Here is a 26,715-nt window from a genome sequence, read left to right as displayed (position 1 = left end):
CGACTCCCCCCGTGCATTTAATTACATGGCCTTACACTTCTTATCCCGGTAGTCCGTCGAGTCCCGGACGCCGGTACACAAAGCAACACCTCCCCCTTTACCCGTTTCCATGTCTGCACTCAGTTCACGGTGACAGTGCTTCGGATACCGCCTATTTGGCGCAATGCTCCGGAGACCGCCCGGTAGTCGTAGAACCGGATGTCGACAGGATAGGTTCCCGGGCTGCCCGGCTGGATGAGAAACTCGTAGCGTTCCGCAGGTGTCATCAGTACCGAACCACCGGCCGGCACTAGCTGCGCTTGCGGCAAGGGTCTGCCGTCCTCGGCGATGATGTAGACGTCGCCCAGCCCGGCGGGGAAGTTCACCCGCTGTGGCACATAGCCTGCCATGATGTAACGCAGCAGAATCGATTCACCAGCCGCGGCCGTGATCGCCACCGATGAATCGGTTTCGGTCAGATCCTCGCCCAGCCCGTTGATGCAGAACAGATCGGGGTTGAAGTCGTTCAGGCGAGCATCACCACCACAAAGGGCCGCATCCCACGGCAGACAGTGCCAGGCCATGTCGATGTCGTCCACCGCCCAAATCGCCTCCACGTCGTAAGACGGGCCACCGGTGAACGCCGTGCCCGGCCCGCCCGGTGGGTCGATAATCAGCGCCCCGTACATCCCCATCTCCGCATGCAGGACGGTGTTGAGGTGGCAATGATAAAAGTAGGTCCCGGCTTGGGATGCGCGCCACTGATAGGTATAACTGCCGTCGACATCGAAGGAGTAATGCCCGACACCATCATTGAAGGTGTCCGGTTCGATGCCGTGGTGGTGGATGGTATGCGGTGCCATCATCGTGGTGAGGTGGGTATGTACGATCTGCCCCTCCTTCACTCGGATGGGTGACGAAGGCAAAGCGCCCCCCATGCCACCACCCATGCCACCACCCATACCGCCACCACCCATACCACCGCCTTCGTTGAATCCCCAGATGGGAACGTTCACACCATTGATGACCTGGTTGCCATCCATGAAGGTGTTACGGAAGAACTCGATGTCCGGCGTCACCCGGCCCGGCGTTGCCGGCGAATCGAGATGAAGTCCACAGGTTCCGGTAATGCCCGCCGGACAATTACCACCATCCATACCGTGACTCATAGCTCCTCTCCATTACAGATTTCGTGAGCGCCCGACTCAGTCCAACTGCGGCTCGCTGGTCGGCGCCTCGCCAATGGTTATCGACGCATGCATGCCGTGAGGATAGAAGCCGCCGCCTGCGGTCTGTGACATCTCGGCATGGCAGTGCATTGGAAAATGCTGCGCACCGGAAGCCGGCGGCCAGGCGTCGGGCGGGGTTGCCATCGGCAGGAGGACATCGCGACAGTCGAGCGGAAACATCGAAACGATATCTTTCTTTTTGCGTGCGCCACTGGAATTGCTTCCGTTCAGGCTGACGATTTCGACGTGGTTGCCGTGGAAATGGGGGGAATTGACCATGCCTCCGGCATTGAGCAGGCGGATAAGCGTGGCGTCCCCTACCAAGCCTTTGATATGCGTATTGGGTTCATCGGTCTGGTCGAAACTGCGACCATTGATCGTGAAGTAACGCGGCGAAAAACTGTCCGGATCGATTCCACCGATGGCAGCGACTCCACTGTTCGCGAGATGTTCGCCCCAAGCCGGGTCGACGCTTGCGAGTAACCATTTGTACTGACGTACAAATGTTGGCCCGTCCGAAAACGAACGGTTGTCGCTGCCGGCGGGCATCACCACCAGCGTGCCATGCAGACCCATCGACCGATTAACGCCACTGTTCTGGTCGTCGTAGTAGAGGTAAGTACCGGCCGGGGGTGCCTCGAAGTCGAAGTTTACACTCGAGCCAGCGCCGACTGTGTGGCGAATCGCGGTGCGCCCAACGTGAAATACCGCGTTGATGGACAAGGGGTTCTGGATGCTGATGCTGACCAGGTCATCTTCGCGGCAGACGATGGTCGGCCCCGGGAATTCGACACTGGAACCACCGCTGAAAGTCACCATGTAGGCGGACGTACCATCGACCATCGGCGCATAACCGGCGTGCACGCCGAGGGCAACCTGTATCGTCGCGGCCACACTCCGCGGAGCCCACGAGAGCAGCCCCAAACCACCAGCAAAAAGCACACCGGAGCCGCGCACCGTTCTCTGAAGAAAGGCTCTCCTTTTCATCACGAACACCTTCGTGTTTGGACGTAATATCAGTAACTGCTCGCCCGGGTGATCGCGCACGGCCCGGGAAATCCATCATCCCCGCATCCATTTGGAGCCATGCTTCTGTTCTCTGGATCCCCGCCTACGCGGGAATGACGGAGGGGGTGAGTAGTTACTACTATAAAGCTAGTTAGTGCCAGAATATCCGTCTATATACAGAAGAAAATCCATATATTCCCAAAAAGTGATTGGTGCGAAACCGCTCAGAATTTATTCCCTCCGTCCCCTCTGCTCGGCTGCCCCGTCCGTCTATGCGGGGGCTCCGCTAACCTGCAAATCCCATGGTGGATCCCATTCTCGCCTGCGATTATTCGCGCCAATGCAGAACATCGAACGCCCGCCCGGGCGTCGGGTGACGCCCGGGAAGCCGGGACGATCGAAAAAGCGGGGTCATCTACACTAGGGGACAGAACCTAAGCTGCCTAAGCTCCAGGCATGGGGAGATCCGGCCATGATCGCACATACCACGTTACACGTGAGCGACTACACGAAGTCGAAAGCTTTCTACGTGCAGGCTCTCGCACCGCTCGGCTATAGGAATAACATGGAATTCGGTGAGGCGGCGGGTTTCAACGACGGGAAGAATACAGACTTCTGGATTGAGCGCGAGGATACCGTTGTGCCGACTCACCTCGCTTTCGAGGCAAACAGCCGAAAAGAGGTTGAGGCTTTCTACAAGGCGGCGCTGAATGCCGGCGCAACCGATAACGGTGCTCCCGGCTACCGTGACTACTGGCCGGGCTACTATGCCGCGTTTGTCTACGACCCAGACGGCCACAATATCGAGGCCGTCTGGTACGACTACGGAAAAGTTAGCTAATCAGAGTCGTTCAGGTGGACGTCTTCTGCCCGAATCGCCAGGTGCCATCCTGCGTGCGACACGCCTTCGAGCGGCCCTCTGCCTGATCATCACTCCCGATCACCTCCGTGTGGTAGCGCCGACACAGGAGACCATCGGATTGGAAGGTTTCGATCGGCGTCAGGCGGAAATCGACCCCGGAGTCCGGATTGTGCCAGCTCACTGTCTGGCCATCGCGTGCGCTGTCCAGGGCGTGCGCGGTACAGCTGGCATCTTTGCTATCCATGCCGCGGCCGAGGCTTTTGCCAACAGCGAACCCGATAATCGCGCCCGCAACCGTCCCCAGTTCCTGGTTGCCTTCGTTGCGGCCGACCTGGTTGCCGATGATGCCACCAAGAATGCCACCAAAGACCGCTCCGGCGGCTTCACGGTCGCAGGTGCTGCCCCGGATCGCGATACCTGCGTTCGAGACCCGTATCTCCGCCACCGGTTTCTCCTCCCGGTATCGATAGTCACGCGGACCTTCATGCTTGCGACGGTAGCCGTGGGCCGGCGCCCAGGGCGGCGGCTCGTCCTTGTAACCATGGCCCGATTCATCTTTCCAGGGGTCCGCTACTGCGTAGCCGGGCAGAAAAAGAACGCCGCACAGCACCAGCATGAAGAGAACGCTCGTTTTCATTATTGTCTGCTCTTCTAACCAAAAATCGGTCCATCCTAGCAAGAAGCAACGAGCGTCACCGGCACAGATTCACACAACGGCCGCTCGCCTGATCGGCAGCACACTATAATTGGCTGAACTGACGCAGTCAGACTTAATTTGCCATTCCTCGCTCCCATTTAGAACCACAGGTCCGTTACCGGGAGCGGCGATTCCTTGTGACTTCATGTTTCGGAGGAAAAAACAGTGAGCGAAAATCGTGCAGAATTGGTGAAAGAGCGTATCAAACTACAAGAGTCCCTCAGGGAACACATCGCTAAACACGGGTTCGACTATCAGGAGTATGTCAATCCGCCTGCGGATAGTTGGATTGCGCAATACCAAAAGCGAATCAAAGAGATCGATGGCGTGCTATCGCCAGAGCTCCGGTATTGGAAAGGCTGAGGCGGCTCGGCTCCTTGCTCCACGCTCCCGATGCTCCAACGCGGGTTGTCAGCGGCTAAACCCTGGAAGGGTTTCCGTGGTAAGCTTTTTCTTCTAATCTCAGGTAACGTCTTTTCCGGAAACCGGCATGAAACGACAGCGCGCCCTTCAACTGCTCGCTCTCGGCAAGCCGGAGTTGCAGGCCCGTTTCGGCGTTATCCGGCTGGCCCTTTTTGGCTCAACGGCGCGCGATACAGCGGGCAGAGAAAGTGATGTGGACATCCTGGTGGACTTCGACAGGCCCGCCACGTCCGGCCGCTATTTCGGGGTGCAGTTTTATTTGGAAGACCTGCTCGGTTGCCCCGTAGACCTGGTCACTGAAAAGGCGCTACGTCCGGAATTACGCCCGTATATCGAACAGGAACGGGTTAATGTCTGAAACACCGAAGCGCGAATGGGCTTTTTACATCAACGATATGATCGCCTTCTCCGAGAAGGTGCTCGCCTACAGCGCCGGTCTCCTGATTCAACCGCTGCTCTAAATTCAACCCCTCCGTCCCAGTTTCCGCGTTTCATCTCCGTTCTCCCGCTCGACACGTCTTAACTTCAGCCGCCCCATTTCCAGCGCTTCCCGCAAAAGGTACAGCATCCACTTCGATTCCGGATCGTTGGCGTACGCCCATTTTTGGATCAATCCTTCCAAGTCGGCAATCCTTGCCTTCAGACGCGCGATCTCGGTTCCCCTTTCCCTCTTCACTCCAAGCTCCTTGACTAATGCATTCAGAAAAAGCAATTGATACTCATAGGCCGTGGCCGGAAAAGCATACTACCCTTAGCGTGGGCTCATGAGCAAGCACCCTCATCTGGTGGCCCTCGGAGCCAGGATTCGGGCAGTAAGGGAATCGAAGGGCCTATCGCAAGAAGGCTTCGCGGCCGAAGTCGGGCTCGATCGCGCCTATTACGGGGGAGTTGAGCGGGGTGAGAGGAATGTTGCGGCGCTGAACCTCATCAAAATCGCCGCAGTGCTTGATGTGGAAGTCGGGGATTTATTCCCACCGACAAGTGAGCTGCAAAGGATAAAGGGACAGTAACCGAGACAACCACCATCCTGCTGCTCAATCCCGCCTTCGTCAGAAATGTCGAATTAATAGGGTATGATATCGAAGCGAGGATATGCCGATGTAGCTATCGAAGGTCGCAGCCTTCCCCACTTAATTACGTTCCATGGCTCGCAATTTGAGCCGCCCCATTTCAAGTGCTTCCCGCAGCAGATAGAGCATCCACTTCGATTCCGGATCGTTCGCGTGCGCCCACTTTTCAACTAGCACTTCCAAGTCCACGATCTTGGCCTTCAGGCGTGCGATCTTGGCACTGTTCTTCCTTTTCATTCGATACTCCTTACCCCGCATTTCATCGTCCACCATCCGGTCGCCCATTGGGCCAGCAAACAGTTGCGATCGAGGGACTGCATACTATAGTCCGTAGACCATCAGTCTCGCAAGAAGGGAAGCTTGCGTCCATGGGAGAAACACTGGAAACGGCTTTCGGTCAGGTCTTGCGGGCGAGGCGCATTGAGTGCAAGTTGTCCCAGGAGAGGCTTGCCCTCGAAGCGGGCGTGGACCGAACCTTCATTTCCTTCCTTGAGCGGGGATTGAGGCAACCATCACTGAGGAGTCTTTTCGCGCTTGCCGAAGCCCTCGACACATCTCCTGCCAAGCTTGTTGCTGCTGTAGAGGCAAGGAAACCATCAGTCTGTCGAGAAAAGAGTCGGTGACCAACGTTAAAGGCACCAACTCCACGAAGAACAAGACGGTCGCAGGGACTCCAGGCATTGAGCCAAGAATAGCGGCAGTACGCCCGTGGCTCCCCACATGCAGCGGAGTTTCCCGACCGCTCTTGCCGCGGCGCTGCCTAACCTGGTAACAATACCCGCCTGCCTCAACGGCCTTCGAGCATGCCCCAGGACGACAGCGACTACTACGAGCAGCACGCCACCAGCTTCTTCCGTGACACGGTCGCTGTCGAGATGGCGCCTCTTCATGGTCCGTTTCTGAAGCACCTTCCTGCGAACGGACACATTCTGGATGCCGGCTGTGGCTCCGGGCGCGATGCCCGTGCCGTTCTGGAGCTCGGCTACCGTGTCACTGCCTTCGATTCTGCGCCGACGCTCGCCGCGCTGGCGACAGAGCACCTGGGTCAGTCGGTGCAGGTGCTGCGCTTCGAGGAGCTCTCCTGGCACGATAAGTTCGATGGCATCTGGGCCTGTGCCAGCCTGCTGCACGTTCCCCGGCGTGAGCTGCCGAACGTGTTCCAGCGCCTGGCCAATGCGCTCAAGCCGGGCGGGGTTCTATACTGCTCGTTCAAATACGGCACGGGAGAGCGTGAGGCGGGTGGACGCCGCTTCACCGATCTGGACGAAGCCGGTCTGCGCCAACTCCTGCCCGAGACCGGTGGCCTGACACTAATTGAAATGTGGCAAACCGGCGACCAGCGTCCCGACCGCCGGGACGAGCGTTGGCTCAACGCACTGCTCCGAAAGCCGGAGGCACCATGCCTCCCTATCTGACCACCGGCGGACCCAACGACCCCTTTCTACCGCGCCTGCTCGAGGCCATTCGCCAGGCCAATGAGATCGACTTCGCTGTCGCCTTCATCAAGGCCAGCGGTCTCGAGCTGCTCTACGATGCATTGAGCGAGGCGGTCACCGTCCGCAAAGCGCGACTGCGGGTGCTGACCAGTGATTACCTCGACGTGACCGATCCCCAAGCACTGCGTATGCTCATGCTGCTTGGCGACGAGGGTGCCGAGGTTCGGGTGCATGAGGCAGGATCGGGCAGCTTCCATTTGAAAGCCTACATCTGCGTGCGAACCGATGGCGAGGAGACCGTCTACGGCACCGCCTTCGTGGGCTCCAGCAACATCAGCGCGACCGCTCTGCAGGATGGCTTGGAATGGAACTACCGGATCGGCCTGCCCAATGCCGATCATCCGGAGCCGGAACGTTTCGACGAGATCCGCAACGCATTCGTGCGCCTGTTCAACAACCCGAACGCGCGCCCTCTGGACCACGCCTGGATCGAGGCCTACGAGCAGCGCCGCCAATCACACCCACTGCCGGTCGCACCGGGCAGCGATGATCCCGAACTGCCGCCGCCCGAACCGACCTCGGTACAGCAGGAGGCGCTCGCCGCACTGGCGGAGACACGCCGACAGCGCTACGCCCGTGGCTTGGTGGTGATGGCGACGGGGCTGGGCAAGACCTATCTCGCTGCATTCGACAGCCAGCAGATGAACGCAGGTCGTGTGCTGTTTGTCGCCCACCGCGAAGAGATCCTGCTTCAGGCGGAGAATACCTTCCAGCGTATCCGGCCCCGGGCGCGTGTGGGTCGCTACACCGGAACCCGTAAGGATGATCAGGTCGATCTACTATTCGCCTCGGTCCAAACCTTGGGCCAGGCCCATCACCTCGAAAGGTTTGCTCCAGGCCAGTTCGACTACATCGTGGTAGACGAATTTCACCACGCGGCGGCCAACACCTATCGCCGCCTACTGAACCACTTTCAACCTCGGTTCCTCCTGGGGCTCACCGCCACTCCGGAACGCACCGACCAGTCCGACATCCTCTCCCTCTGCGACGACAACCTGGTCTATACCTGCGACCTGTTTCAGGGGGTGAACGAAAAACTGCTCTGCCCCTTCACCTATTACGGCATCCACGACGAATCGGTGGAGTACGACGCAATCCCATGGCGCAACGGCCGCTTCGATCCGGACGCCCTGAGCAACAAACTGGCGACGCTCGCCCGGGCGCGCCACGCCTGGCGGGAGTGGCAGGAGAAACGGCAGCGGCGAACCCTCGCCTTTTGCGTATCGCAGCGGCACGCGGATTTTATGGCCGACCACTTCCGGAAAGAGGGCATCAAGGCTGCCGCGGCCTACGCCGGCTCCAAGCTGGGACGGGGCGAGGCCCTGGATGCCCTGCGCGAAGGTCAGCTCGAAGTGATCTTTTCGGTGGACCTGTTCAACGAGGGCGTCGACCTGCCGGCCATCGACACCGTGATGATGCTCCGCCCCACCGAATCCAAGATCCTCTTCCTCCAGCAGCTCGGGCGCGGGCTACGCCGGCATGAAGGGAAGGAGCGTTTGGTGGTGCTCGACTTCATCGGCAACCACCGGGGCTTCCTCAACAAGCCCCAAGCGCTGTTCAACGTCAGCGGTACCTATCGTAGTCTCGCCGCCTTCGCCCGCAAAGCGGAGCAAGGTAAGCTCCAGCTGCCCGAAGGCTGCTACGTCAACTATGACCTGGCAATCATCAACTTCCTCAAGCGGCTGGACAGCAAGGGGATTCAGCAGGACTACCAGGCTCTCAAAGATACCCTGGGGCGCCGCCCGACATTGGCGGAGCTCTATCGGGCCGGCGTCAGCATGCCGCAACTGCGCAAGCAGTATGGCCACTGGTGGGCATTAGTGCAGGACCAGGGGGACTTGAGCGCTGAAGAGGAGGTGTGTTTTGCACGGCATGCCGACTTCTTCCGCGACATGGAAGTCGAGCGGATGAACAAGAGCTTCAAAATGGTGCTGCTGGAGTCCTTGCTTGAGAACGGTGGGTTTCTCGATCCGCCAAAACTCGAGGGGCTCTCTAGCCAGGCACTTGACGTTTTCCGTCGTCGGCGCAGCCTGATCGGTGACATTATTCCCGAGCTTCAGGATATTGAGCAGATCGATAGTGGCGCCTGGCACCGTTACTGGAGTCGCAACCCAATCCACCATCTTGCGCACGAAGGCAAAAAATGGTTCGAGACTGTCGATGGGCGCTTTCGCCCTCGTTTCCCCGTTGAACCAAGCGAGATCGAACCGTTCGAATCGATGCTCCAAGAACTGGTGGACTATCGCCTGGCGGACTACCAGGCTCACCGCCCGGCCACTGATGAAACGTCCGCGCCCCCTTCCGCCGATGTGGTGCCGTTCCCCCAGCCAACCGAGGGGACAGAGCTGCCCTACTTCCCCAACGTCCGAATCGCCTGCGGCTACTTTCGCGTCGGGCGCGCCGACACCGAAGAGTACCGTACCCTCGGCCCGGGCCACGGCCGCCTCGATCCCGCACGCCACTTCATCGCCCGCGCCATCGGCGACTCCATGAACGGCGGCAAACACCCTATCCACGACGGTGACTACCTGCTACTCGAACGCATGGACACCGGCAACGCCGGCGCCATCACCGGCAGCATCGTCGTTATCGAACGCCAGGACACCACCGGCGACGATCAGTATCTGCTGCGCAAGGTCACCAAGACGCCCGATGGCCACCACATCCTCAAGGCGACCAACCCCGACTATCCGGACTACACAGCGGACGAAACCATGCGCACCCTGGCACGGTTAAGAGCCGTGCTCGACCCGTTGGAACTGGCCACTGGCCAAACCTTCATGCGCGAAGAGATCCCGGAACTCTTCGGCGAGAGCTTCAACCCGGGCAACTGGCACGCCGGCCACGTCGTCCTGAACCACCCACGTCGACACATCCTACTGGTGACCCTCAACAAACAAGGCAAGAGCGCTGAGCACCGCTACCACGACTATTTCATTGACGAACACACCTTCCACTGGCAAAGCCAGAACCGCACCACGCCGGAAAGCGCATGGGGACGGGAGATCATCGAGCACGAACAGCGCGGCATCGAGGTCCACCTGTTCGTTCGTGAACAAAAGCTGATCGGCGGTAAGGCAGCTCCCTTCCGCTATATCGGGCAGGTGCGATATCAGGGCCACCAGGGGAGCGGGCCGATGAATGTGATTTGGAGCATGGTACAGTGACAGTTTCGAAGGGGTTGAGCGGGGTCACCTGAAAATTAGGTGTCTAACAAGCTTGTGCATTCACTAGGAAACACCCGACCCCTCTTCGTGCTTCATTCCGTCCCGATCGGGCTTAATAATTCGCACTTGCCTTCTTCAACATCCCCTTGCACGCGCTTATACTTTTCTTCTATGACACGCCCATCCAGATATTTTACCCGCACTTTTTCGTTTCGACCGATCTTTTTTTGTGTTCGCTTTATGGGTACCATAATTGCATGGCGCCCAATATCAGCAGCCTGTTTTTGAACGATCTCCAAGGTCTCCCTACTAACGTACTCCGAGCCGCTTTTAGTTAGCGACCTTAATTTTCCTAGAATGTGCTCTGCAATTTTTCTCGCCTCGGCTTCACGTCCCAATCGCGAGTTAAGGACCATTTCCATATATTCGACCAAAGCCCGAGCTCCTTCATCGAGATTCCCACTGAGTCCATGCCTGTGAACATCCGCTATATGTTCGAGCGCTCTAGAATAGGACTTGCTGGTGATGGCATCAGAGATCGCGTCGAGCACCAAATCAACGTCCGTCTCATCAAGTTTGAAAGTACTATCATCGCTCTCGAATAAACTAATATATGAATTTCGATATGTATCCTGTTCCTTGCCCGTAAGGAGCCACAAATATTTGTAGACCGCGATACGTTGGTCCATCGAAATCCTATTGTTTCCCACCGAATCATTCAACAGGGCTTCCGCTTTAGCAAATTGTGTTTTTCCCAACAAAGTAAGAATTACATCAAACTCGAGCTTATCGGAAGGAATGGCGCCGCCTGTGTTCCCGCCTGTAGAATAGTCCCATAGCCGTGCGTAATCCGATTCGCTATTGATGTAGGCTTCTGCGAGGATTCCGAGAAGAACTTGATGGTTATATTGAAACGTGTTTTCTTGGCGAAAGCGCTGAACTTCTAGCTCTCCGCTAATAATCGCTTCAATTGCTTTACCCAAAAAATAATCACGGTCATCTGACTCAGTGCACTTGTTAAGGGCCTCAAGGAAAATGGCCGGGCGCTCTTCATTTTTCGCGGTCTTGAGAGCTTCCAGAGCGTAATTTACTGCCTCCTTTTCATTACCTTCTCTACCAAACATGCGAGACAGGTTAACTGAAGCAAACGTCAATAATTCACGGCCATCGACCGTTTCCGCGTCTGCACTGTCAAGTATTTCTCGGTTTATTGCCTCAATTTTGTCCCGCTTCTCTTCGAAGTTGCATTTAAAATATGCCGATGAAAGGTTAAGCTGGGCTTGTCTATAAAAATTTCCGTCCGAATATTCCTCAGTGTATGTCTCAAATGCCGCGATGCTGTCCTCGCTCAACCCGACGAAAAAGCAGGCGATACCCCGCCTGTAAACCTTCTCGTAATAAAACTGCGCAAGCTTTTTCTTATCGATATCAGCCTTGTCGTATGCCTTCAGAGCATCGTGGTAGTTGCCAAGCATAAAATGGGCTGTAGCCAATCGGAAGTACGTCAGTGGGGAGATGGACTCGGCCGCCGGGCCGTGTTGAGACAAATATTCTTGCATAAAATCGACAGCCGCCTGATAATCACCCTCATCGTACTTATCATCCGCAAGTGCGAGAAGGCTTTTTCGGCTCCGCTCGATATCAGATAACCATTTCTCCGAAAGAGCGCGCTCAATTATTCTATTTTTTATACAAACGGGGTTCCCTTGAGCGTAGGACCCGCCAATTATTCCCGCCAAATAAAGTCGGGATCGCATAGCATCAGAAAGCTCTTCACCTTTTCCGTATGCCATCTGCGTCAGCGCATTCCTGATCTCTTTACTGTCTGCTACTTGTTGCCGAATGTGATCAATAGGCTCTTTGTCAAATGAACCGAAATAGAGCTGATTGACAGCTTCGTCGACGGACTCTTCTGTTGCTTCTTTTCCAGCAAGCAAGGCATCTTCAATAGATGAGCATAAATCCCATGTCGTTCTTGGGTTTCCATTAGTCCACCAAAAGATACGATCCGCTATTAAACCATCGAGTTCGAGTCCGGATTTAAAAAGGAATGCATCAAACTCGGCCCTATTGAAGTCATCCAAATATATCTTTTGACCAATATTAAAAGGCGAAATGCTCTTATCTTTTATTATGTTGGCAGGTTCGGCTACGCCAGACAGAACATATGTTAACTTTTCATATTCAGAATACGAAACGCGCGAAAAGTATATGCTACGAATAAACGCAAATACTTGATCAGAGAAATTAGTTTTCGTTAATGAGTCAATTTCGTCTAAAATAATTACGAGCTTACCCTTAAGGTTCTTCAGAACCCCCCTCAGCTCTCTCTCATGTTCTTTGGCGGCCGGAAGGGAAGTGGGGCGTTCCCTGTCTTTTAAAATTGCTTCAGAAGGAACTGATATGTTTTCTCCCCCAACCTCCAAGACAATGTCTATTATATTACGAAAACAGTCTCTCGGATTTTCGTAATAACCACCTGATAAATCGATATAGGCGTAAACGTCTTCCGAAGATTCGAGATCACGTTTTGCATTTATTAAGAGGTTTGTCTTCCCCATTTGCCGTGCCACAAGGACGTAACCGGGGCGCCCCATCCCTGAAATCACGGTTGCAAGCTGGCGGTCCGCATCCCTAGCAACGTATAAGCTTTTTGGAATAATTGTCGTCGACGTGAGTTTCTTCATGTCAATCAGCCGAGCTCTTGTTCGGTTTCTCTTAAAATCGTGTCGAACTGCTCTTCAATCGGAAATTGGCGGGCGAGTAGGTTCCTAAAAAGCTTCTTCACAAAACGGGGGCTCCCTTGAGCGAAATCTTTGATGGTTTTTTGTTGGATTTCGCTGAGCGCCAATTTAAGTTCTTCGCTAATCATTATAACTAATCGCTTTATTGCGTCTTCGGACCAAATGGTCATCGGCATAACTCTTAGGCGCTCGTGCACCTTGTTGTGAAAATTATCTAAATCTGAGTAGGGAAAGTCGATAGATGAGAAGACGAACTTTACGTTCTCGTTCTGTGCTTTAGTGGCGTAATGAACAAGAAAGGCGGAAACTAGCTTTGCAAATTGCGTTAGTAACTCGGCTGAGCGGACAGGAATTTCTTCAATGTGGATATAGACCCGCCTTTTCTCATATTCAGTGCACAGAAGTTTGGCCGCGTTATCCATTAGGTAGGGTAGGGAGCGTTCGGGAGGGGAGGCTCGGTTTGCTTCGGCAAACAACTCTTCGATTACAGCTGCTAACCACTCTTCAGCAGATGAGTCATAGTAATTCGCTAGTGAAATAAAGATGTATTCGGAGTCTAATCTGACTAGATTTCGGCGGATAAGGCAGGTCTTTCCACATCCAGAAGGACCGAAAACCCATAAGTGGAAAATATCCTTAGCTCTCGCAAACTCGTCGTCAATACTTCGCTTTACGTAGTAGGTTTCATACCCAGGCTGGTAAACATCGAATAGCACAGCATCGATATTATTTTCGGCATGCCTGGAAATGCCGCCTTTTGGAGCCGGGATAGAGTCCCAGGAACTAGCAGGGCAGATCCAACCTAGGCTTGTGTAGAAATCCACCAACAACTCGTGGGCCGGGTGAGTGAAAGTATCCGGTTTAACGCACGTTGAGTGGTCCGTATTCGGCAGTTGTCTAGGACTTCCGAAATATCGGCCGGCAGACTCCTTGTCTACTACTTTGGTTCGGGCCCAAAAGAAATTTCGGCGAAGAAAATGATTTTCATATGCCTCTGTGCCCTTGAGGTTTGGGATGTGTTTGCCATCTACTAGCTCACGGAACCTATCGTCGATTTCTTGCAATGAGTCATTGCCCCATTTGAGTTGCTGGGACAGTCTGTTATTTAGTGCACGTGATAGGGGGTCAGTACGGTTAGCCCACTTGGATCCATAAGACGGGGAAGCTACCAGCACCAGGCCCACTTCTTTGTCGGTAAACTCTTTCTTATGCCGCTCAAGAAGATAACGGACGACAATTCCGCCAGTACTGTGGGTAACGAAAATTAGATGGTGAAAATCCAGCGGTGATAGCCGCCCATCCACACTGGGCCGACGTAACGCGGAGAAGAGCTCATGCGCACAATCTCTTATTTCGTATGTAGTGGAATTAGGGTCGGTATAAAATCCGCCTAAGAATATAGCTGGGTTACATAGTCGTAAGTCCCTGCGGACAAGCTCTGGCCAGTACTCGCACTTGGTTACGTTATCGTCTTGATGGAGCCAGCAAGTCCGGCTATCCGAAAAAATGCCATGCACAAAGATAATCACATGGGAAGCGTGCTCATCGTATGAATACCAGACGTTGTTTTCAGAAACGGCGGGGATCTGAGGGAACTTCTCGTCTAGCTCTTTGGAGCGGTTCGCCTCAGAGCGTCCAAATTGACGTATCATTTTCACCGGCAACTAAACCCTGTGGACATTCCGGTCACAGTATACGCATGCTTCAGGTACGCCAAGTGACCGCGACTGGCCGACGTTAGTACCGGAGGCGTTGAGCTCGGATAAACGGGGTCAGAGTCAAATAAACCGGAGGCACGAGTTCGGATGGGCCCATTTAAGGCTTCGGCTCCATACTCTTTGCCTGGCGAACCATTAGTTTTTTCTGTTTTGAGAAGGGCGGTTGGCACGTCCGTGCAATCCTCATCCGTAAATTCTTTTGCACATCGTATCCCACCGGTGCCAAGCAGGTACAGGGAATTCCGGGGACACCCATTAGCCGCCTCCGACCGTAGCCTACACGAGGAAATACAAGCTCCTCGCTGTCCATGGCTGGGGCCAGTATATCCCATCCTTAGTTAGGGCGCGGGTGTCACGCCGACAGTTCAAGTCCCGCAATCTTCTCCTCACACACCGTCTCGGCTATCTTGAGCAGAGTCGCCACCCGCTTGCCCAGGTACTCCACTGTGGTGCTGTCGATACGATACTGGGGATCGTAGCGGGCGCCGATGTAGGCGTAGTCGAGCAGTTCGTAGGCGTCGCTCTGGAATTCGCTCTCCCGGGGGAAGAGGCCGGCAAGGCGGGCGTCCACCTCCTCCGCCTTCTGGCCGAGCAGGGCCAGATAGTGCTCGTTGGGGATGTAGCCGGTATGAACCAGCAGCACTGCTTTGTAGGCCGCTTCGGCGGCCTGGTGGAGATGGAATGCGGCTTCGGGTAACCAGCCCTTCTTCTTGGTGGACTCATGGATTGCAAAGAATCGGCTCGCCTTTTCGAACCAATGGCCGAAGCCTTCCCGGGCCGCGCGAAGCCGTTCCTCGCGATCGGGCAGCGCGGGCGCGGCCAAGTCGAACCCTGGCTCGCGCCAGAGCACCTTCCCCTCGGTGACGATTTCCGAATAGAAGTACTGCCCCTTCGCCAGCTTCCGGTTCAGATAGCCAATCTCCAAATGGATGATTCGAACATGGGTGGAGAGCCCCGCCTCATCGCAGGCGCGGGCGATCGCGAGCCAGGTGCGGGATTCGCAGTCCTGGTCGTCATCGGTGATCGCCAGGAGATCGTAATCGGAGGCGTGGCCGGAGCGGCGCTTGGGTGGCAGGTCGCCCTCTTCCCGCCAATCACCCCGCGCGTAAGAGCCGAACAGCAGAACTGCGCCGACGCCGGGACAGCCGTCCCGAATCAGCTCGACAGCTCGCCCGAGCTCGTCGCGCTTTTCCGGCGGTAGGTGGGAAAGAACTTGCTCCATGCTGATGTATACGTCGCCCCAGGGTGAGGGAAGCATATCAAACGCAGGCCGTCATTGTGAGCCACTGAGCGAGTAACCGAGCCCAAGCGGCTCCAGCTTTCCCGGCGCACCGCAGGTCGGTGCGGGCGGTCTGGGTGGTGATCTGGTGGGCGCGTTTGTGGCTCGCCACGGTATAGCCGTGGCCGGGGTGGCGTAGGGCATGGCTGAGCAGCGCGGTTTGGCGGTGGTTGAGGCTGTCGGCCAGGACCGGGACGTGGCGCGGGAGGTTTTCTGCGCTGTACTGTTCGTCGGTCTACGGGTGAGGTTTAGCGAACTGCTAAATCTTGGGAAATTAGCAGTTGATTAGCTTTTAAGCGTTTAGCCGCTTTTTTGGCGCAAGAACCGACCCCATATTTCAACGCGATTTGGGCAGGGTTGAAAGGACCTGTGTTGGTCGGCGTCGGGGATTTGGAGGGAGTCGCCATCAGGGAGGCCCCAACTCCTCCAGCAAGGCAGTGACCGTGATGCGTAGCGATGGCAGCGATTCGTTGAGCGTCCCCCAGACCCGTCGATGATCTACGATCGCGTAACCGTGGATCAGGAGGTTTCGAAAGGCGACAATCGCGGGTAGATCGGGTATTCGGCTAGCCAGGTCGGGGGCGGTCTTGGATAACTGGTTGAGCGCCTCGCCAATGATCTCCAATTTACGCTCTACTGCCGAATGGAGCATGGAGTTTTCGGCGTAACCATCGAGATCGACACCTTTAATGAAAGACTGGATATCCTCTGCTGCCGCCTGCACATCCCAAAGATAGCTGCGAGGATCACGTTCCATAGACCACCTCGCGAGAACGATTGATGCTTTCAAGGATATAGGGATTGCGTACCGCACCGGCTTCCACGAGATCGACGGGGCGGCCGACCACACCTGAGAGTTGATCCCTAAACTCGAAGAATTGCCCTAGGGTGGCCATATCGTTTTCGGCTTCAAATTCGACCAGGAAATCGGCATCGCTGTGCTCGGGATCGAAGTCATTTCCGCGTGCCGCCGAACCGAAGACTTCCAACCGGCGCACATGATAGCGGCGGCATAGTGCTGCTATTTCTCTATTGTGGCGTGCTATCAAAGGATGCAAGAAAGTACCCGGTACTGTTGAGTTGGCTCAGGGGACAGTCTATAGCAGAGACTGGGGGTGCGCTCAATCCCTCTTGCCGGGACCGGATGGATAACCTCACTGCTTCGGCAATTGCTCCTCGACCAAATCCATAGGATCGCTGGATAAACAGGGTCAGAGTCGATTAAACTCCGTTCGCCGTTCGGGCCACCTTCGCCCCTTCTGGCATCATCTTCCGGTCCAGGCATGACTCAGCAGTGGCGGCTTGGTGGTGGCTGAGATCGTTTTCAGGGGCGGGGCGTAGCTTGAGGGGAAGGGAAGATCGGCTCAGTGGCGACAGTTCGCCACGACTATTCAGGCTTCCAACCGCTTCACCTCGGTATCCAAGCAGTTGCCGAGCGCTGCGTGCGCCTCTTCGAGTTCGTAGTCGTCCTGCAACCCCATCCAGAATTGCTCGGTGGTACCGAAGTAGCGAGCCGGGCGCACGGCCGTATCCGCAGTGACGGCCCGCTTGCCGAGTACGATTTTGCTGCGATGCTCATTTCGTGCTCGCTTGGGGAGTCTCGTCGCTGGGGGGCATCTCGGTGCCTTCCGCGAGGATGTCGATATATTGCTTGTAAGAGAATTTTCGGTTGCGCCGGCCTTGGCTGATTTGGTGAAGAATTCCGCAGCGATCAAAGGTGGCGATAAGGGCATTCGCCTTTCCGTATGTGATTCCCAGCGCCTGCTGCACGTCCTTCACCATTACTACCGGCTGCTGCATCAGGTGACGCAGTAGGCGAACGGCATCGGGGCCGGCATTGATCTCAATAAGACGATCGGTATCGTTGCGCTCCTGCTGCTGTAGCCGCTTGGTCGTGCTAACGACCTGATCGGAGACACTCACCACTCCTTCGAGGAAGAAGCGGATCCAGGCCTCGAAGTTGCCGCTGTTACGGACCTGCATCAGGCGGTCGTAATACTCCTGCTGGTAGGTCTTGAGGTAGGCGCTTAGATAGAGCATCGGCTCTTCGATGACACCGCGCCAAACCAGAAAGAAGGTAATCAGTAGGCGCCCGAGTCGGCCATTGCCGTCGTTGAAGGGATGGATGGTCTCGAACTGATAGTGGATCAGGGCGCACTGAACCAGTACCGGGAGATCGTCGCTGACGTAGAGGTACTTCTCCAGGTGATCCAAAGCGGCATGCATCGCCTCCGGCGGCGGAGGGATGAAACGTGCTGTTTTCAGATTGGCTCCGCCGATCCAGTTCTGACCGGTGCGAAACTCGCCGGGAGTGAGCGCGGGCTTTCCGCCGCGCACCTGTTGCATCAGCACGCCATGGATCTCACGCAGGAGCCGGAGCGACATCGGGAAGTCTTCATCGACAAGGCGGCGCAGCCCGTAGCGCATGGCCTTGACGTAGTTGACCACTTCGCCGACGTCGGCAGTGGGGATGTGCTCCTCATCCGCCCCGAGAACGTCGGTCAGTGAGGACTGGGTCCCCTCGATCTGAGAGGAGAGCAGGGCCTCCTTCTGAATGAACATGGCGACGAACAGGTCCGGACTCGGGAGGACGCTGGCGATGGTATTGATGGCGCCCAGCGCCCGGTCGGCCTCTGATAGCAGCAGCACCAGGTCGCCGTCCAGGCTGACCGGGGGCTCCGGCGGCAAGTCGGCCGGGAAAAAGGCCTTATATCCAGAAAGGGTTTGGCGGTAGGTTCCGCTGCGTTCCATTTTTCGGACCCAAAATATGCGGCTTGCGAAGGCCTTTATATCTCGCTTTAACGAAATATGAAAGCATTTCAGTTCCCATATATCGATTCACAGAACTATGGGATGCCATTACAGCACCATATTTCCGAGTGGCCCTGGCTTCCAGGCTTCGGGGTAACCGCGTCTCCTGCCTTCGGCAATCAGGCTTGCAACCGCTTCACCTCTGTATCCAACCGGTTGCCGAGCGCGGCGTGTGCCTCTTCGAGTTCGTAGTCGTCCTGAAGGCCCATCCAAAATTGCTCGGTGGTGCCAAAATAGCGAGCCCGGCGTACGGCCGTATCCGCCGTGACGGCCCGCTTGCCGAGCACGATCTCGTTGATACGGCGCGGGGGAACGTTGATATCCCGGGCGAGTCGGTTCTAGCTGATCCCGAGCGGAACCAGGAACTCTTCCAGCAGGATCTCGCCGGGATGGATGTTTGGAAGTTTGTCGGTCATATCAGAAGCTACCACTTAGTGGGGCGGCGTCGGGGAGCCCGAGAGAATCGCCGCGAGGGCGCGCCTCCTACCTGAATATCGCGACGGTGATCGCTCACGCGTCAGGCCCGGATTTCGAACTCCGTAACTTTTGCGATCGGCCGGACGCAGCGGCGGTCGCGCTTTAGCTCCACCAGTCCGTAGTTGGAGAGTGTTCGAAGCGTTCGGGAGAGATTGCTGGCTTTTCGGCCGGTGCTTTGGGCGAGCTCCTCCAGTGACGCAGGGTGCGTTTCGGCAATATGCCGTAAGAGCGCTCGGTTCTTATCGCTGAGCACCTCGGCAAGCGAGCGCATGGAAGGGAACCAGACCTTGGGATCGGTCGGCTTCGGGTGGTACTCGCCGCGGGCAATGGCGAGGGCGCGGGCTCGGATTTGTTCCTGCGGCATAACGCCGATGCGGATTTTTTTGCTCATCGCTTTAGAACCCCTTGAGCTTTCAAGTAGCGGTCCACCGCCTGGAAGAAGTCCGCCAACAGTTGCTCGGGCGTTTCAAATTCGTAAGGGATTCCCTCGTCCTCTTCCGTGCGGTGCCGGTGGTCGTATTCAAGTGACCGTCCGGAAAACCGATTGCCACGCACCCGAACGGCATGGGCATTGTCGAATTCCAGGACCCGACCGCCATCAATGGCATGCAAGGTCAGGCTATAGCTGACTCCGTGTGGTCGGTTGGGCGTAGCGGCTACCCGTTGAGCTTCGACCTTGATCCAGTACCCACCTTCCTGGCCGAAGATTTGACCATCCAGATCCAGCAAAGTCTCCAGTCCTTTAGCATCCATTCCAGTTATCAGCAGATCATAGTCTTTTGCTTAAGATACGCCCAATGTTCGGCTGCAAGCAATGGGACTTTGTCGCAGTTGAAGGATCTGCAGTCGCAGGCATGATGAGGGTCGGAATCCGACCTTGCCCCATCCCTGGGGTCGTCTTCCGGCAGAGCGGGGGTTTTCAAGTCCGACTGGCCGCTTTGATTCGGTCCCCCCAAATCAGCGGGGGCATGGAAAACGTTGGCGCCGCCCCGCTTTCTCTGCTCCAGGAGTCCCGATTCGGCAAGCTTGAGCAGGTCGGTGCGGGTGGTCTGGGTGGTGATCTGGTGGGAGCGTTTGTGGCTCGCCACGGTGTAGCCGTGGCCCGGGTGGCATAAAGCGTGGCTGAGCAGGGCGGTTTGGCGGTGGTTGAGGCTGTCGGCCAGGACCGGGGCGTGGCGCAGGAGGTTTTTCGGCGCTGTTTTGGTTTACGTTTCGGAACAGTGTGCTTTACAATTAAAAGACATTAACTTTACGTTTATTGGTTACCATGCCGACCCAAGACCCGTTGGAACAGTTCGCTCTCCAGGCCATCGACCAGGATGGGGCCAATGTGAGCGCCCGGGTTGCGGAGGCGTTTGATGTCTCCCGGCAGGCCGCGAGCGCCCGCCTCCGGGCGTTCAAGAAGAAGGGACTTATCGAATCCACCGGCACAGGGCGTGGGACCCGGTATCATCTGTGCAAACTGGCCGATGACAAACAGTCCTACAGGATCGAGGGGCTGAGTGAAGACCTCGTGTGGGACAGGCAGTGTGCGCCTGTCGTCCGGAACCTTGCCGAGAACGTTCGGGACATGTGGCATTACGGAATCACTGAGATGGTGAACAACGCCATTGACCACTCCGGCTCGGAGGTTGTTCAGGTCCATATTTGGAGAGATGCGCTTCGGACCAGTGCCATCGTGGCCGATGAGGGCGAAGGAATTTTTCACAAGATTCAGCATTCCCTGGAGCTGCTGGACCCAAGGGAGGCGATTCTCGAGCTGGCGAAGGGGAAGCTGACGACTGATCCGGAGCGGCATTCGGGAGAAGGCATCTTCTTCACGTCCAAAATGTTCGATGCGTTTGTCATTACTTCACGAAACCTCTATTTCCGGCATGACGCAGACGAGGACCTGGACATTCTCCTTGAACAGTCGGTTGATGAGACCGGGACGACGGTGTTCCTTCAGCTGTCGAATGACAGCGGTCGGAAGATGAAAGAGGTGTTCGATGAGTTTGCCGCCCCCGAAGAGTACACCTTTTCGAAAACCGTGGTCCCAGTCCGGCTGGCGCAGCACGAAGGGGAAAAGCTCGTCTCCCGCTCACAGGCAAAGCGATTAACGGCGAGGTTCGAGAAATTCGAGCACGTTGTGCTGGATTTCGAAGGCGTGGAGGAGATTGGGCAGGCGTTCGCCGATGAGGTGTTCCGGGTGTTTCAGAGAGCCCATCCGGGCACGCTCCTGGCGCCGATGAATATGACGGAGGCGGTTGAGGATATGGTGAAGCGGGCGCGGGCGGCGGCCCGGGGTTGATCCGTTTTCACTCGCTCTTCTGCGGACCGGCTCCGATCCGTTGGAAATAAAAGGGTCAGAGTCGATTAAACCGTTCGCGGTGGTGGTTGAGGCTGTCGGCCAGGACCGGGGCGTGGCGCAGGAGGTTTTCGGCGCTGCGCTGTTCGTCGGGAACTGCTAAATCTTGGGAAATTAGCAGTTAATTGGCTTTAAGGCATTTAGTGGAGTCCTACTCACATCGCAGGTGCTCACCTATGCATTGCGAATCCGTGTGAATGTTGGAGCAGAAAGCACTGCGATTTTCTAAGCGATGGCTTCAGCCAGTTCGACTTCAGCCGGTGAAAGGAAATCAACTTCCACTATCGACTGCCGTATTTCTCCAGAATATCGGATAAGGAAATCGCTTTGAACTCTCCGCGGTCATAGGCATCCAGACGATCCTCGGCTTCCCCTATCCACAGTTCATCCATGGCGTGATCGGGTTCATCGAGACCGGACAAGATTTCCTCAACTACTTTGGCGCGCTCTGCTGGCGGCAGCGTGAGGGCTTCCTTCAAAACGTCTTTTCGAGTGGCCATACCTGTCCTCCAGCGATGCCTGCGGGTTCAAATATCATTCCAGACGTCATCTTCCTTGTTATCCCAAATCTTGTCCATTACACCTTGCTGTGCCCGGATTAGGTCGGTCTTGTAGCGTATGCCCCGCTTTTCCCCCAGAAATTCAATAAAATCGAGCACCTCTTGGGCGACATCGTCGGGGAGGTGCTTCGCTCCTCGTAGATTTGTTCAGCTAGCGACATCCTTCTCTCCCGTGGCAGAGTTGATGGGAGGCCATCAAGTCTCAGTTTACCGCGGGTCGCATCGTTTCGCTCGGTGATTCAGGGGCAATCCTCGCAAAGCGCGCCTCGCCGCCGGTACGAATCGCCGCGGGGGCGCGCCTCCTACCTTAGGTTTCGTAGCCTAGGATTAAGGTCAGAGTCGAATAAAAAGCCGAAACCGCGAACCTGGGGGTGCCCACACCCCTCATCCTGTCCTTCGGCAACTGCTCCTGCGTTGCTCTACCTTCTGCGTCCATGCAGTCGTCTCCCGGGGGAGAAAGGACCCTTCGCTTGGGTTTGGCAGATTACGACCGCGTAGGAGGCCATTTTGGGATGGATGCGATGCCGGTATCGCCGCGGGGGCGCGCCTCCTACCCACGAAGGATGACCTGCGGAGGTGGAACGAGGGCCGCCTCGGCATGGTTGCAGCGGAAAATCGCCGCGAGGCGCGCCTCCTGCCGGTTGGGCCTATCAGGCTTCGTATCCCAGGTTCGGTGCCAACCACCTTTCGGCTTCGGCGAGTGACAGCCCTTTGCGTTCGGCGTATTCGGCGACCTGCTCGCGGTCGAGCTTGCCGACGGCGAAGTAGCTGCTGTCGGGTGCGCTGAAGTAGAGCCCGGAGACGGCGGCGGTGGGCACCATGGCCTTGGACTCGGTGAGGGTAAGGCCGATGGCCTGGTCCGGTTGCAGCAGGGACCAGAGGGTGTCCTTTTCGGTGTGGTCCGGGCAGGCGGGGTAGCCGAGGGCGGGGCGGATGCCCTGGTACTGCTCTTTGATGAGACTCTCGTTGTCGAGGTTTTCTTCCGGCGCGTAACCCCAGATCGTTTTGCGCACCTGCTGGTGCAGCCACTCGGCGCAGGCCTCGGCGAGGCGGTCGGCGAGGGCCTTGAGCATGATGGCGTTGTAGTCGTCGTGGGCCGCCTCGAATTCGGCGACCTTTTCGTCGATGCCGAGGCCGGTGGTGCAGGCAAAGCCGCCGATATAGTCCTTTTTGCCGCTCTCTTTGGGCGCGACGAAGTCGGCCATGGATTTGTTGGGCTGGCCGGGACGCTTTTCGCTCTGCTGGCGGAGGAAGTGGAAGGTGGTGAGCACTTCCTTACGCTCTTCGTCCTTGTAGAGTTCGACGTCATCGTGGCCGACGCTGTTGGCGGGATAGATGCCGACCTGCGCGGCGGCGTGGAGCCATTTTTCGGCGATAAGCTGCTCGAGCATCCCGCGGGCGTCGGTATAGAGCTTTTTGGCCTCTTCGCCCTTCTCCTTGTCTTCCAGGATACGCGGGAAGACGCCTTTGAGTTCCCAGGCGTGAAAGAAGAAGGTCCAATCGATGTAGGGGACCAGGGTTTGCAGGGGGATGTCGGCGAATTGGACGAGGGCGCCGGCGCCTTTGGGTTCGATAGTGACGGGGCCTGTTTCGGCTTCGTTTAGGCCAATCGCGGCGAGGGCGCCCCTCCTACCGGCTTCGGGTGCCTCGGAGTTCATCGCGGCGGGGGCGCCCCTCCTACCGGCATCGGGTAGGGCATCGAGGACTTTGGGGCGTGGGGGCTCATAATCTTCCCAGTCGATCTTCAGACGGTTTTCGCGGGCCTGGGCGAGGGGGGTGAGTTTGGTCTCGGTGCGCTTTTTGGCGTGGCGTTCGCGAACGGCCTGGTGTTCGGCGTTGATCGCGGCGACGTAGTTGTCTTTGGTGCCTTCGCTTTCCGAGATCAGGTTTTGGGCGACGCCGACGGCGCGGGAGGCGTCTTTGACCCAGACTACGGGGTAGTCGTAATTGGGGTCGATCTTGACGGCGGTGTGCGCCTTGCTCGTGGTGGCGCCGCCGATGAGCAGCGGGAGGGTGAAGCCCTGGCGCTGCATCTCGCTGGCGAGGTGGGCCATCTCTTCGAGCGAGGGGGTGATGAGGCCGGATAGACCGATGATGTCGACGTCGTGCTCTTTGGCGGCATCGAGGATCTTCTGGGCCGGGACCATGACGCCGAGGTCGATCACCTGGAAATTATTGCACTGCAGCACCACGCCGACGATGTTTTTGCCGATGTCGTGGACATCGCCCTTTACCGTGGCCATGAGGATCTTGCCGTTCGGGCGTGCGCCCTCGCTCTTGGCCGCCTCGATGTAGGGGATGAGGTGGGCCACGGCCTTTTTCATCACCCGGGCGGATTTGACTACCTGGGGCAGGAACATTTTGCCGTCACCGAACAGGTCGCCGACGTGGTTCATGCCGTCCATCAGCGGGCCTTCGATGACGTCGATGGGGGCCTTGGCGTTCAGGCGGGCCGCTTCGGTGTCTTCGACCACGAAGGCGTCGATGCCCTTGATGAGGGCGTGCTCCAGGCGTTTTTCCACCGGCCAGGAGCGCCACTCTTCGTCTTCCTTTTTCACCTCGATGCCATCGCCCCTGTACTGATCGGCGATTTCCAGTAGGCGATCGGTGGCATCGTCGCGGCGGTTGAGGATGACGTCCTCCACCCGCTCGCGCAGCTCCTCGGGGAGTTCATCGTAGACGGCAAGCTGGGCGGCATTGACGATGCCCATGTCCATGCCGGCCTGAATGGCGTGGTAGAGGAAGACCGCGTGGATCGCCTCGCGCACCGGGTTGTTGCCCCGGAAAGAGAAGGAGACATTGGAGAGCCCGCCCGAGACCAGGGCGTGGGGCAGGTTCTGCTTGATCCAGCGGGTCGCCTCGATGAAGTCGACGGCGTAGTTGTTGTGCTCCTCGATGCCGGTGGCGACGGCGAAGATGTTGGGGTCGAAAATAATGTCCTCGGCCGGGAAGCCGACCTTGTTCACCAGCACATCGTAGGATTGTCTGCAGATCCCGGTCTTGCGCTCGAAACTGTCCGCCTGGCCCTTTTCATCGAAGGCCATGACCACCGCGGCGGCGCCATATTTGCGCAGCAGGCGGGCGTGGCGAATGAAGGCCTCCTCTCCCTCCTTCATGGAGATGGAGTTGACCACGCCCTTGCCCTGGATGCACTTCAGGCCGGTTTCAATGATCGCCCACTTGGAGGAGTCGATCATCACCGGGACCTTGGAGATGTCGGGCTCGGAGGCGACCAGGTTGAGAAAGGTGTGCATGGCCGCGACGCCGTCGAGCATCGCCTCGTCCATGTTGACGTCGATCATCTGCGCGCCGTTCTCCACCTGCTCGCGGCAGACGTCCAGGGCCTCGTCGAACTCCTCCTCCAGGATGAGCCGCTTGAATTTGGCGGAACCGGTGACGTTGGCGCGCTCGCCGACATTCACGAACAGCGACTCGGGGCCGACATTGAGCGGCTCGAGGCCTGCCAGACGGCACTCCACCGGACGCTCGGGAAGCTTGCGCGGTGAACACTCACTGACCGCCTCGGCGATGGCCTGGATGTGGTCCGGTCCGGTACCGCAACAGCCGCCGACGATATTCAGAAAGCCCGCCTCGGCCCACTCGCGGATGTGCCCGGCCATCTCCTCCGGCCCCAGATCGTAGCCGCCGAAGGCGTTGGGCAGGCCGGCGTTGGGGTGAGCGGAGACGCCGCATTCCGCCAGGGCCGAGAGTTCGTCGATATGCTGGCGCAATTCCGCCGGGCCCAGGGCGCAGTTGAGGCCGAAGCTGATGGGCCGGGCGTGGCGCAGGGAGTTGTAGAAGGCCTCGGCGGTCTGGCCCGAAAGGGTGCGGCCGGAGGCATCGGTAATGGTGCCGGAGATCATCACCGGCAGACGGGTGCCGGTCTCCTCGAAGTAGCTCTCCAGAGCGAACACCGCCGCCTTGGCATTCAGGGTGTCGAAGATGGTCTCGATCAGGAACAGGTCCGAGCCGCCGTCGACCAGGCCGCGGATCGCCTCTTTGTAGGCCTCTACCAGGGTGTCGAAGTCGATGTTGCGCTTGCCGGGGTCGTTGACGTCCGGCGAGATGGAGGCGGTGCGGTTGGTCGGGCCGAGCACACCGGTGACGAAGCGGGGCTTGGAGGGGTCTTTTTTTGTCCACTCGTCCGCCTTCTCGCGGGCGAGGCGCGCACCCTCGACATTCATTTCGTAGACCAGCTCCTCCATGCCGTAGTCGGCCTGAGCGACGCGGGTGGCGCCGAAGGTGTTGGTCTCGATGATGTCGGCGCCCACCTCCAGATAGGCGTCGTGGATCTCGTGAATGATGTCGGGCCGCGAGAGCACCAGCAGGTCGGAGTTGCCCTTTACATCGCTGGGCCAGTCCGCAAAGCGCTCGCCGCGGAAGCCCGCCTCATCCAGCTTGTGGCGCTGGATCATGGTGCCGGTGGCCCCATCGAGGATAAGGATGCGATCGGCCAGGAGTTGCTCGAGAAGACGGGCGCGTTCGGTGGTGTATTTGGACATGCCGGTGCGTGGACATCATTTGAGGAAATTGGGCGGGAATTCTAGCACGGAGTTAACGTCGGCTCCCGGTTGGGGTGGGGATTGGCCCGGGATTGCCAGAGCCGTGTGCTGTTCGCCCGAAGGGCTGGGGGCCCCTCGGATTGGGGCGGGGGCGGCATGAATCGCCCGAAGGGCGGGCTCCTACCGTTGGGCCGAGTAGGCTGTGTTGGCAGGAGCCCGCTCCTTGGGCGAAGACAGCGAAACGGCGTGACTTATTCGGCTGCCTTCGGCTGTGCCTCGGCTTCAGTCGCTTCCGGCTGCGCCTCAACTTCGACCGGCTCCGACTGCGCCTCGGCTTCGGCCGGCT

The 26,715-nt window shown here is 57.5% G+C and carries 25 protein-coding genes and 2 pseudogenes; 9 read left to right on the top strand and 18 right to left on the bottom strand.

The window, feature by feature from the left end:
* Positions 1-119: 119 nt before the first annotated feature.
* Together Q7L05_RS06100 and Q7L05_RS06095 are read right to left on the bottom strand one after the other, a co-directional pair.
* Entirely contained in the window at positions 120-1,148 is a 1,029-nt protein-coding gene (locus Q7L05_RS06100) for a multicopper oxidase domain-containing protein (protein ID WP_303903470.1), read from the bottom strand.
* A 36-nt stretch (positions 1,149-1,184) separates the two neighbouring features.
* Positions 1,185-2,255 carry a multicopper oxidase domain-containing protein gene (locus Q7L05_RS06095; RefSeq protein WP_303903467.1) on the bottom strand — a complete coding sequence of 357 codons (1,071 nt, stop codon included), beginning with the start codon at positions 2,253-2,255 and terminating at the stop codon, positions 1,185-1,187.
* A 433-nt stretch (positions 2,256-2,688) separates the two neighbouring features.
* Here Q7L05_RS06095 and Q7L05_RS06090 point away from each other — a divergent pair, with 433 nt between their 5' ends.
* Positions 2,689-3,057 carry a VOC family protein gene (locus Q7L05_RS06090; protein ID WP_303903463.1) on the top strand — a complete coding sequence of 123 codons (369 nt, stop codon included), beginning with the start codon at positions 2,689-2,691 and terminating at the stop codon, positions 3,055-3,057.
* 10 nt (positions 3,058-3,067) lie between these two features.
* On the opposite strand, the gene Q7L05_RS06085 is transcribed toward Q7L05_RS06090, so the two are convergent.
* Entirely contained in the window at positions 3,068-3,715 is a 648-nt protein-coding gene (locus tag Q7L05_RS06085; protein ID WP_303903460.1) for an RT0821/Lpp0805 family surface protein, read from the bottom strand.
* 225 nt (positions 3,716-3,940) lie between these two features.
* Here Q7L05_RS06085 and Q7L05_RS06080 point away from each other — a divergent pair, with 225 nt between their 5' ends.
* Complete coding sequence (locus Q7L05_RS06080) at positions 3,941-4,138, top strand: hypothetical protein (RefSeq protein WP_303903457.1); 198 nt, start codon at positions 3,941-3,943, stop codon at positions 4,136-4,138.
* Positions 4,139-4,265: 127 nt separating this feature from the next.
* On the top strand, positions 4,266-4,556 hold the full coding sequence (locus tag Q7L05_RS06075; RefSeq protein WP_303903454.1) for a nucleotidyltransferase family protein: 291 nt from the start codon (positions 4,266-4,268) through the stop codon (positions 4,554-4,556).
* A gap of 105 nt (positions 4,557-4,661) precedes the next feature.
* Here Q7L05_RS06075 and Q7L05_RS06070 read toward each other — a convergent pair whose 3' ends face one another.
* Positions 4,662-4,874 (bottom strand): hypothetical protein, encoded by a 213-nt coding sequence (locus tag Q7L05_RS06070; RefSeq protein ID WP_303903450.1) that lies wholly within the window; start codon positions 4,872-4,874, stop codon positions 4,662-4,664.
* An 88-nt stretch (positions 4,875-4,962) separates the two neighbouring features.
* Here Q7L05_RS06070 and Q7L05_RS06065 point away from each other — a divergent pair, with 88 nt between their 5' ends.
* Positions 4,963-5,208 (top strand): helix-turn-helix domain-containing protein, encoded by a 246-nt coding sequence (locus Q7L05_RS06065; RefSeq protein WP_303903448.1) that lies wholly within the window; start codon positions 4,963-4,965, stop codon positions 5,206-5,208.
* Positions 5,209-5,328: 120 nt separating this feature from the next.
* Here the strand turns inward: Q7L05_RS06065 and Q7L05_RS06060 are convergent, their stop codons facing one another.
* On the bottom strand, positions 5,329-5,505 hold the full coding sequence (locus tag Q7L05_RS06060; protein ID WP_303903447.1) for a hypothetical protein: 177 nt from the start codon (positions 5,503-5,505) through the stop codon (positions 5,329-5,331).
* Between the two features lie 131 nt (positions 5,506-5,636).
* Between Q7L05_RS06060 and Q7L05_RS17410 the strand changes: the two genes are divergently transcribed.
* From Q7L05_RS17410 to Q7L05_RS06050, 3 genes are all read left to right on the top strand, one after another.
* Positions 5,637-5,891: a helix-turn-helix domain-containing protein gene (locus Q7L05_RS17410; RefSeq protein ID WP_317623098.1), complete on the top strand. Its 255-nt coding sequence runs from the start codon at positions 5,637-5,639 to the stop codon at positions 5,889-5,891.
* Positions 5,892-6,071: 180 nt separating this feature from the next.
* Complete coding sequence (locus tag Q7L05_RS06055) at positions 6,072-6,683, top strand: class I SAM-dependent methyltransferase (protein ID WP_303903442.1); 612 nt, start codon at positions 6,072-6,074, stop codon at positions 6,681-6,683.
* Positions 6,668-9,931 carry a DUF3427 domain-containing protein gene (locus Q7L05_RS06050; RefSeq protein ID WP_303903439.1) on the top strand — a complete coding sequence of 1,088 codons (3,264 nt, stop codon included), beginning with the start codon at positions 6,668-6,670 and terminating at the stop codon, positions 9,929-9,931. The genes Q7L05_RS06055 and Q7L05_RS06050 overlap by 16 nt, the downstream gene beginning before the upstream one ends.
* A gap of 92 nt (positions 9,932-10,023) precedes the next feature.
* Here Q7L05_RS06050 and Q7L05_RS06045 read toward each other — a convergent pair whose 3' ends face one another.
* The 10 genes and pseudogenes from Q7L05_RS06045 to Q7L05_RS06000 all read right to left on the bottom strand — a co-directional run bounded on the left by Q7L05_RS06045 (position 10,024) and on the right by Q7L05_RS06000 (position 19,713).
* Positions 10,024-12,618, bottom strand: coding sequence for an AAA-like domain-containing protein (locus Q7L05_RS06045; RefSeq protein WP_303903435.1), 2,595 nt, complete (start codon positions 12,616-12,618; stop codon positions 10,024-10,026).
* Positions 12,619-12,623: 5 nt separating this feature from the next.
* Positions 12,624-14,333: a hypothetical protein gene (locus Q7L05_RS06040; RefSeq protein ID WP_411293316.1), complete on the bottom strand. Its 1,710-nt coding sequence runs from the start codon at positions 14,331-14,333 to the stop codon at positions 12,624-12,626.
* A gap of 412 nt (positions 14,334-14,745) precedes the next feature.
* Positions 14,746-15,615 carry a HEPN domain-containing protein gene (locus tag Q7L05_RS06035; protein ID WP_303903432.1) on the bottom strand — a complete coding sequence of 290 codons (870 nt, stop codon included), beginning with the start codon at positions 15,613-15,615 and terminating at the stop codon, positions 14,746-14,748.
* Positions 15,616-16,078: 463 nt separating this feature from the next.
* Complete coding sequence (locus Q7L05_RS06030) at positions 16,079-16,429, bottom strand: HepT-like ribonuclease domain-containing protein (protein WP_303903429.1); 351 nt, start codon at positions 16,427-16,429, stop codon at positions 16,079-16,081.
* Positions 16,419-16,730, bottom strand: coding sequence for a nucleotidyltransferase family protein (locus tag Q7L05_RS06025; RefSeq protein ID WP_317623097.1), 312 nt, complete (start codon positions 16,728-16,730; stop codon positions 16,419-16,421). Before Q7L05_RS06025 ends, Q7L05_RS06030 begins: the two co-directional genes overlap by 11 nt.
* A 333-nt stretch (positions 16,731-17,063) precedes the next feature.
* Positions 17,064-17,318 (bottom strand): HigA family addiction module antitoxin, encoded by a 255-nt coding sequence (locus tag Q7L05_RS06020; RefSeq protein ID WP_411293318.1) that lies wholly within the window; start codon positions 17,316-17,318, stop codon positions 17,064-17,066.
* Positions 17,248-18,423: a Fic family protein gene (locus Q7L05_RS06015; protein WP_303903424.1), complete on the bottom strand. Its 1,176-nt coding sequence runs from the start codon at positions 18,421-18,423 to the stop codon at positions 17,248-17,250. The genes Q7L05_RS06020 and Q7L05_RS06015 overlap by 71 nt, the downstream gene beginning before the upstream one ends.
* 179 nt (positions 18,424-18,602) lie before the next feature.
* Positions 18,603-18,899: pseudogene (locus Q7L05_RS06010) on the bottom strand (HigA family addiction module antitoxin).
* Positions 18,900-19,000: 101 nt separating this feature from the next.
* The gene (locus Q7L05_RS06005) at positions 19,001-19,351 is read right to left on the bottom strand and encodes an HVO_A0114 family putative DNA-binding protein (RefSeq protein ID WP_303903421.1); all 351 of its coding nucleotides are present in this window, start codon (positions 19,349-19,351) and stop codon (positions 19,001-19,003) included.
* Positions 19,348-19,713 (bottom strand): toxin-antitoxin system TumE family protein, encoded by a 366-nt coding sequence (locus Q7L05_RS06000; RefSeq protein WP_303903418.1) that lies wholly within the window; start codon positions 19,711-19,713, stop codon positions 19,348-19,350. The genes Q7L05_RS06005 and Q7L05_RS06000 overlap by 4 nt, the downstream gene beginning before the upstream one ends.
* A 215-nt stretch (positions 19,714-19,928) precedes the next feature.
* On the opposite strand from Q7L05_RS06000, the gene Q7L05_RS05995 reads away from it, so the two are divergent.
* Positions 19,929-20,075 (top strand): hypothetical protein, encoded by a 147-nt coding sequence (locus tag Q7L05_RS05995; RefSeq protein WP_303903415.1) that lies wholly within the window; start codon positions 19,929-19,931, stop codon positions 20,073-20,075.
* 152 nt (positions 20,076-20,227) lie between these two features.
* Positions 20,228-21,250, top strand: coding sequence for an STAS-like domain-containing protein (locus Q7L05_RS05990; RefSeq protein ID WP_303903412.1), 1,023 nt, complete (start codon positions 20,228-20,230; stop codon positions 21,248-21,250).
* Positions 21,251-21,588: 338 nt separating this feature from the next.
* On the opposite strand, the gene Q7L05_RS05985 is transcribed toward Q7L05_RS05990, so the two are convergent.
* The 3 genes and pseudogenes from Q7L05_RS05985 to metH form a co-directional block, all read right to left on the bottom strand.
* On the bottom strand, positions 21,589-21,807 hold the full coding sequence (locus tag Q7L05_RS05985) for an addiction module protein (protein ID WP_303903410.1): 219 nt from the start codon (positions 21,805-21,807) through the stop codon (positions 21,589-21,591).
* 27 nt (positions 21,808-21,834) lie between these two features.
* Positions 21,835-21,987, bottom strand: a pseudogene (locus Q7L05_RS05980) (DUF2281 domain-containing protein); the annotation flags it as partial.
* 530 nt (positions 21,988-22,517) lie between these two features.
* Entirely contained in the window at positions 22,518-26,369 is a 3,852-nt protein-coding gene (gene metH, locus Q7L05_RS05975; protein ID WP_303903404.1) for a methionine synthase, read from the bottom strand.
* Positions 26,370-26,715 lie beyond the last annotated feature (346 nt).

Source organism: Thiohalomonas denitrificans (genome assembly GCF_016841685.1).
GTDB classification, from domain to species: Bacteria; Pseudomonadota; Gammaproteobacteria; order Thiohalomonadales; family Thiohalomonadaceae; genus Thiohalomonas; species Thiohalomonas denitrificans_A.
Note: the sequence above shows the minus strand (reverse complement) of the source record. Positions and strands in the feature narration are given on the sequence as shown.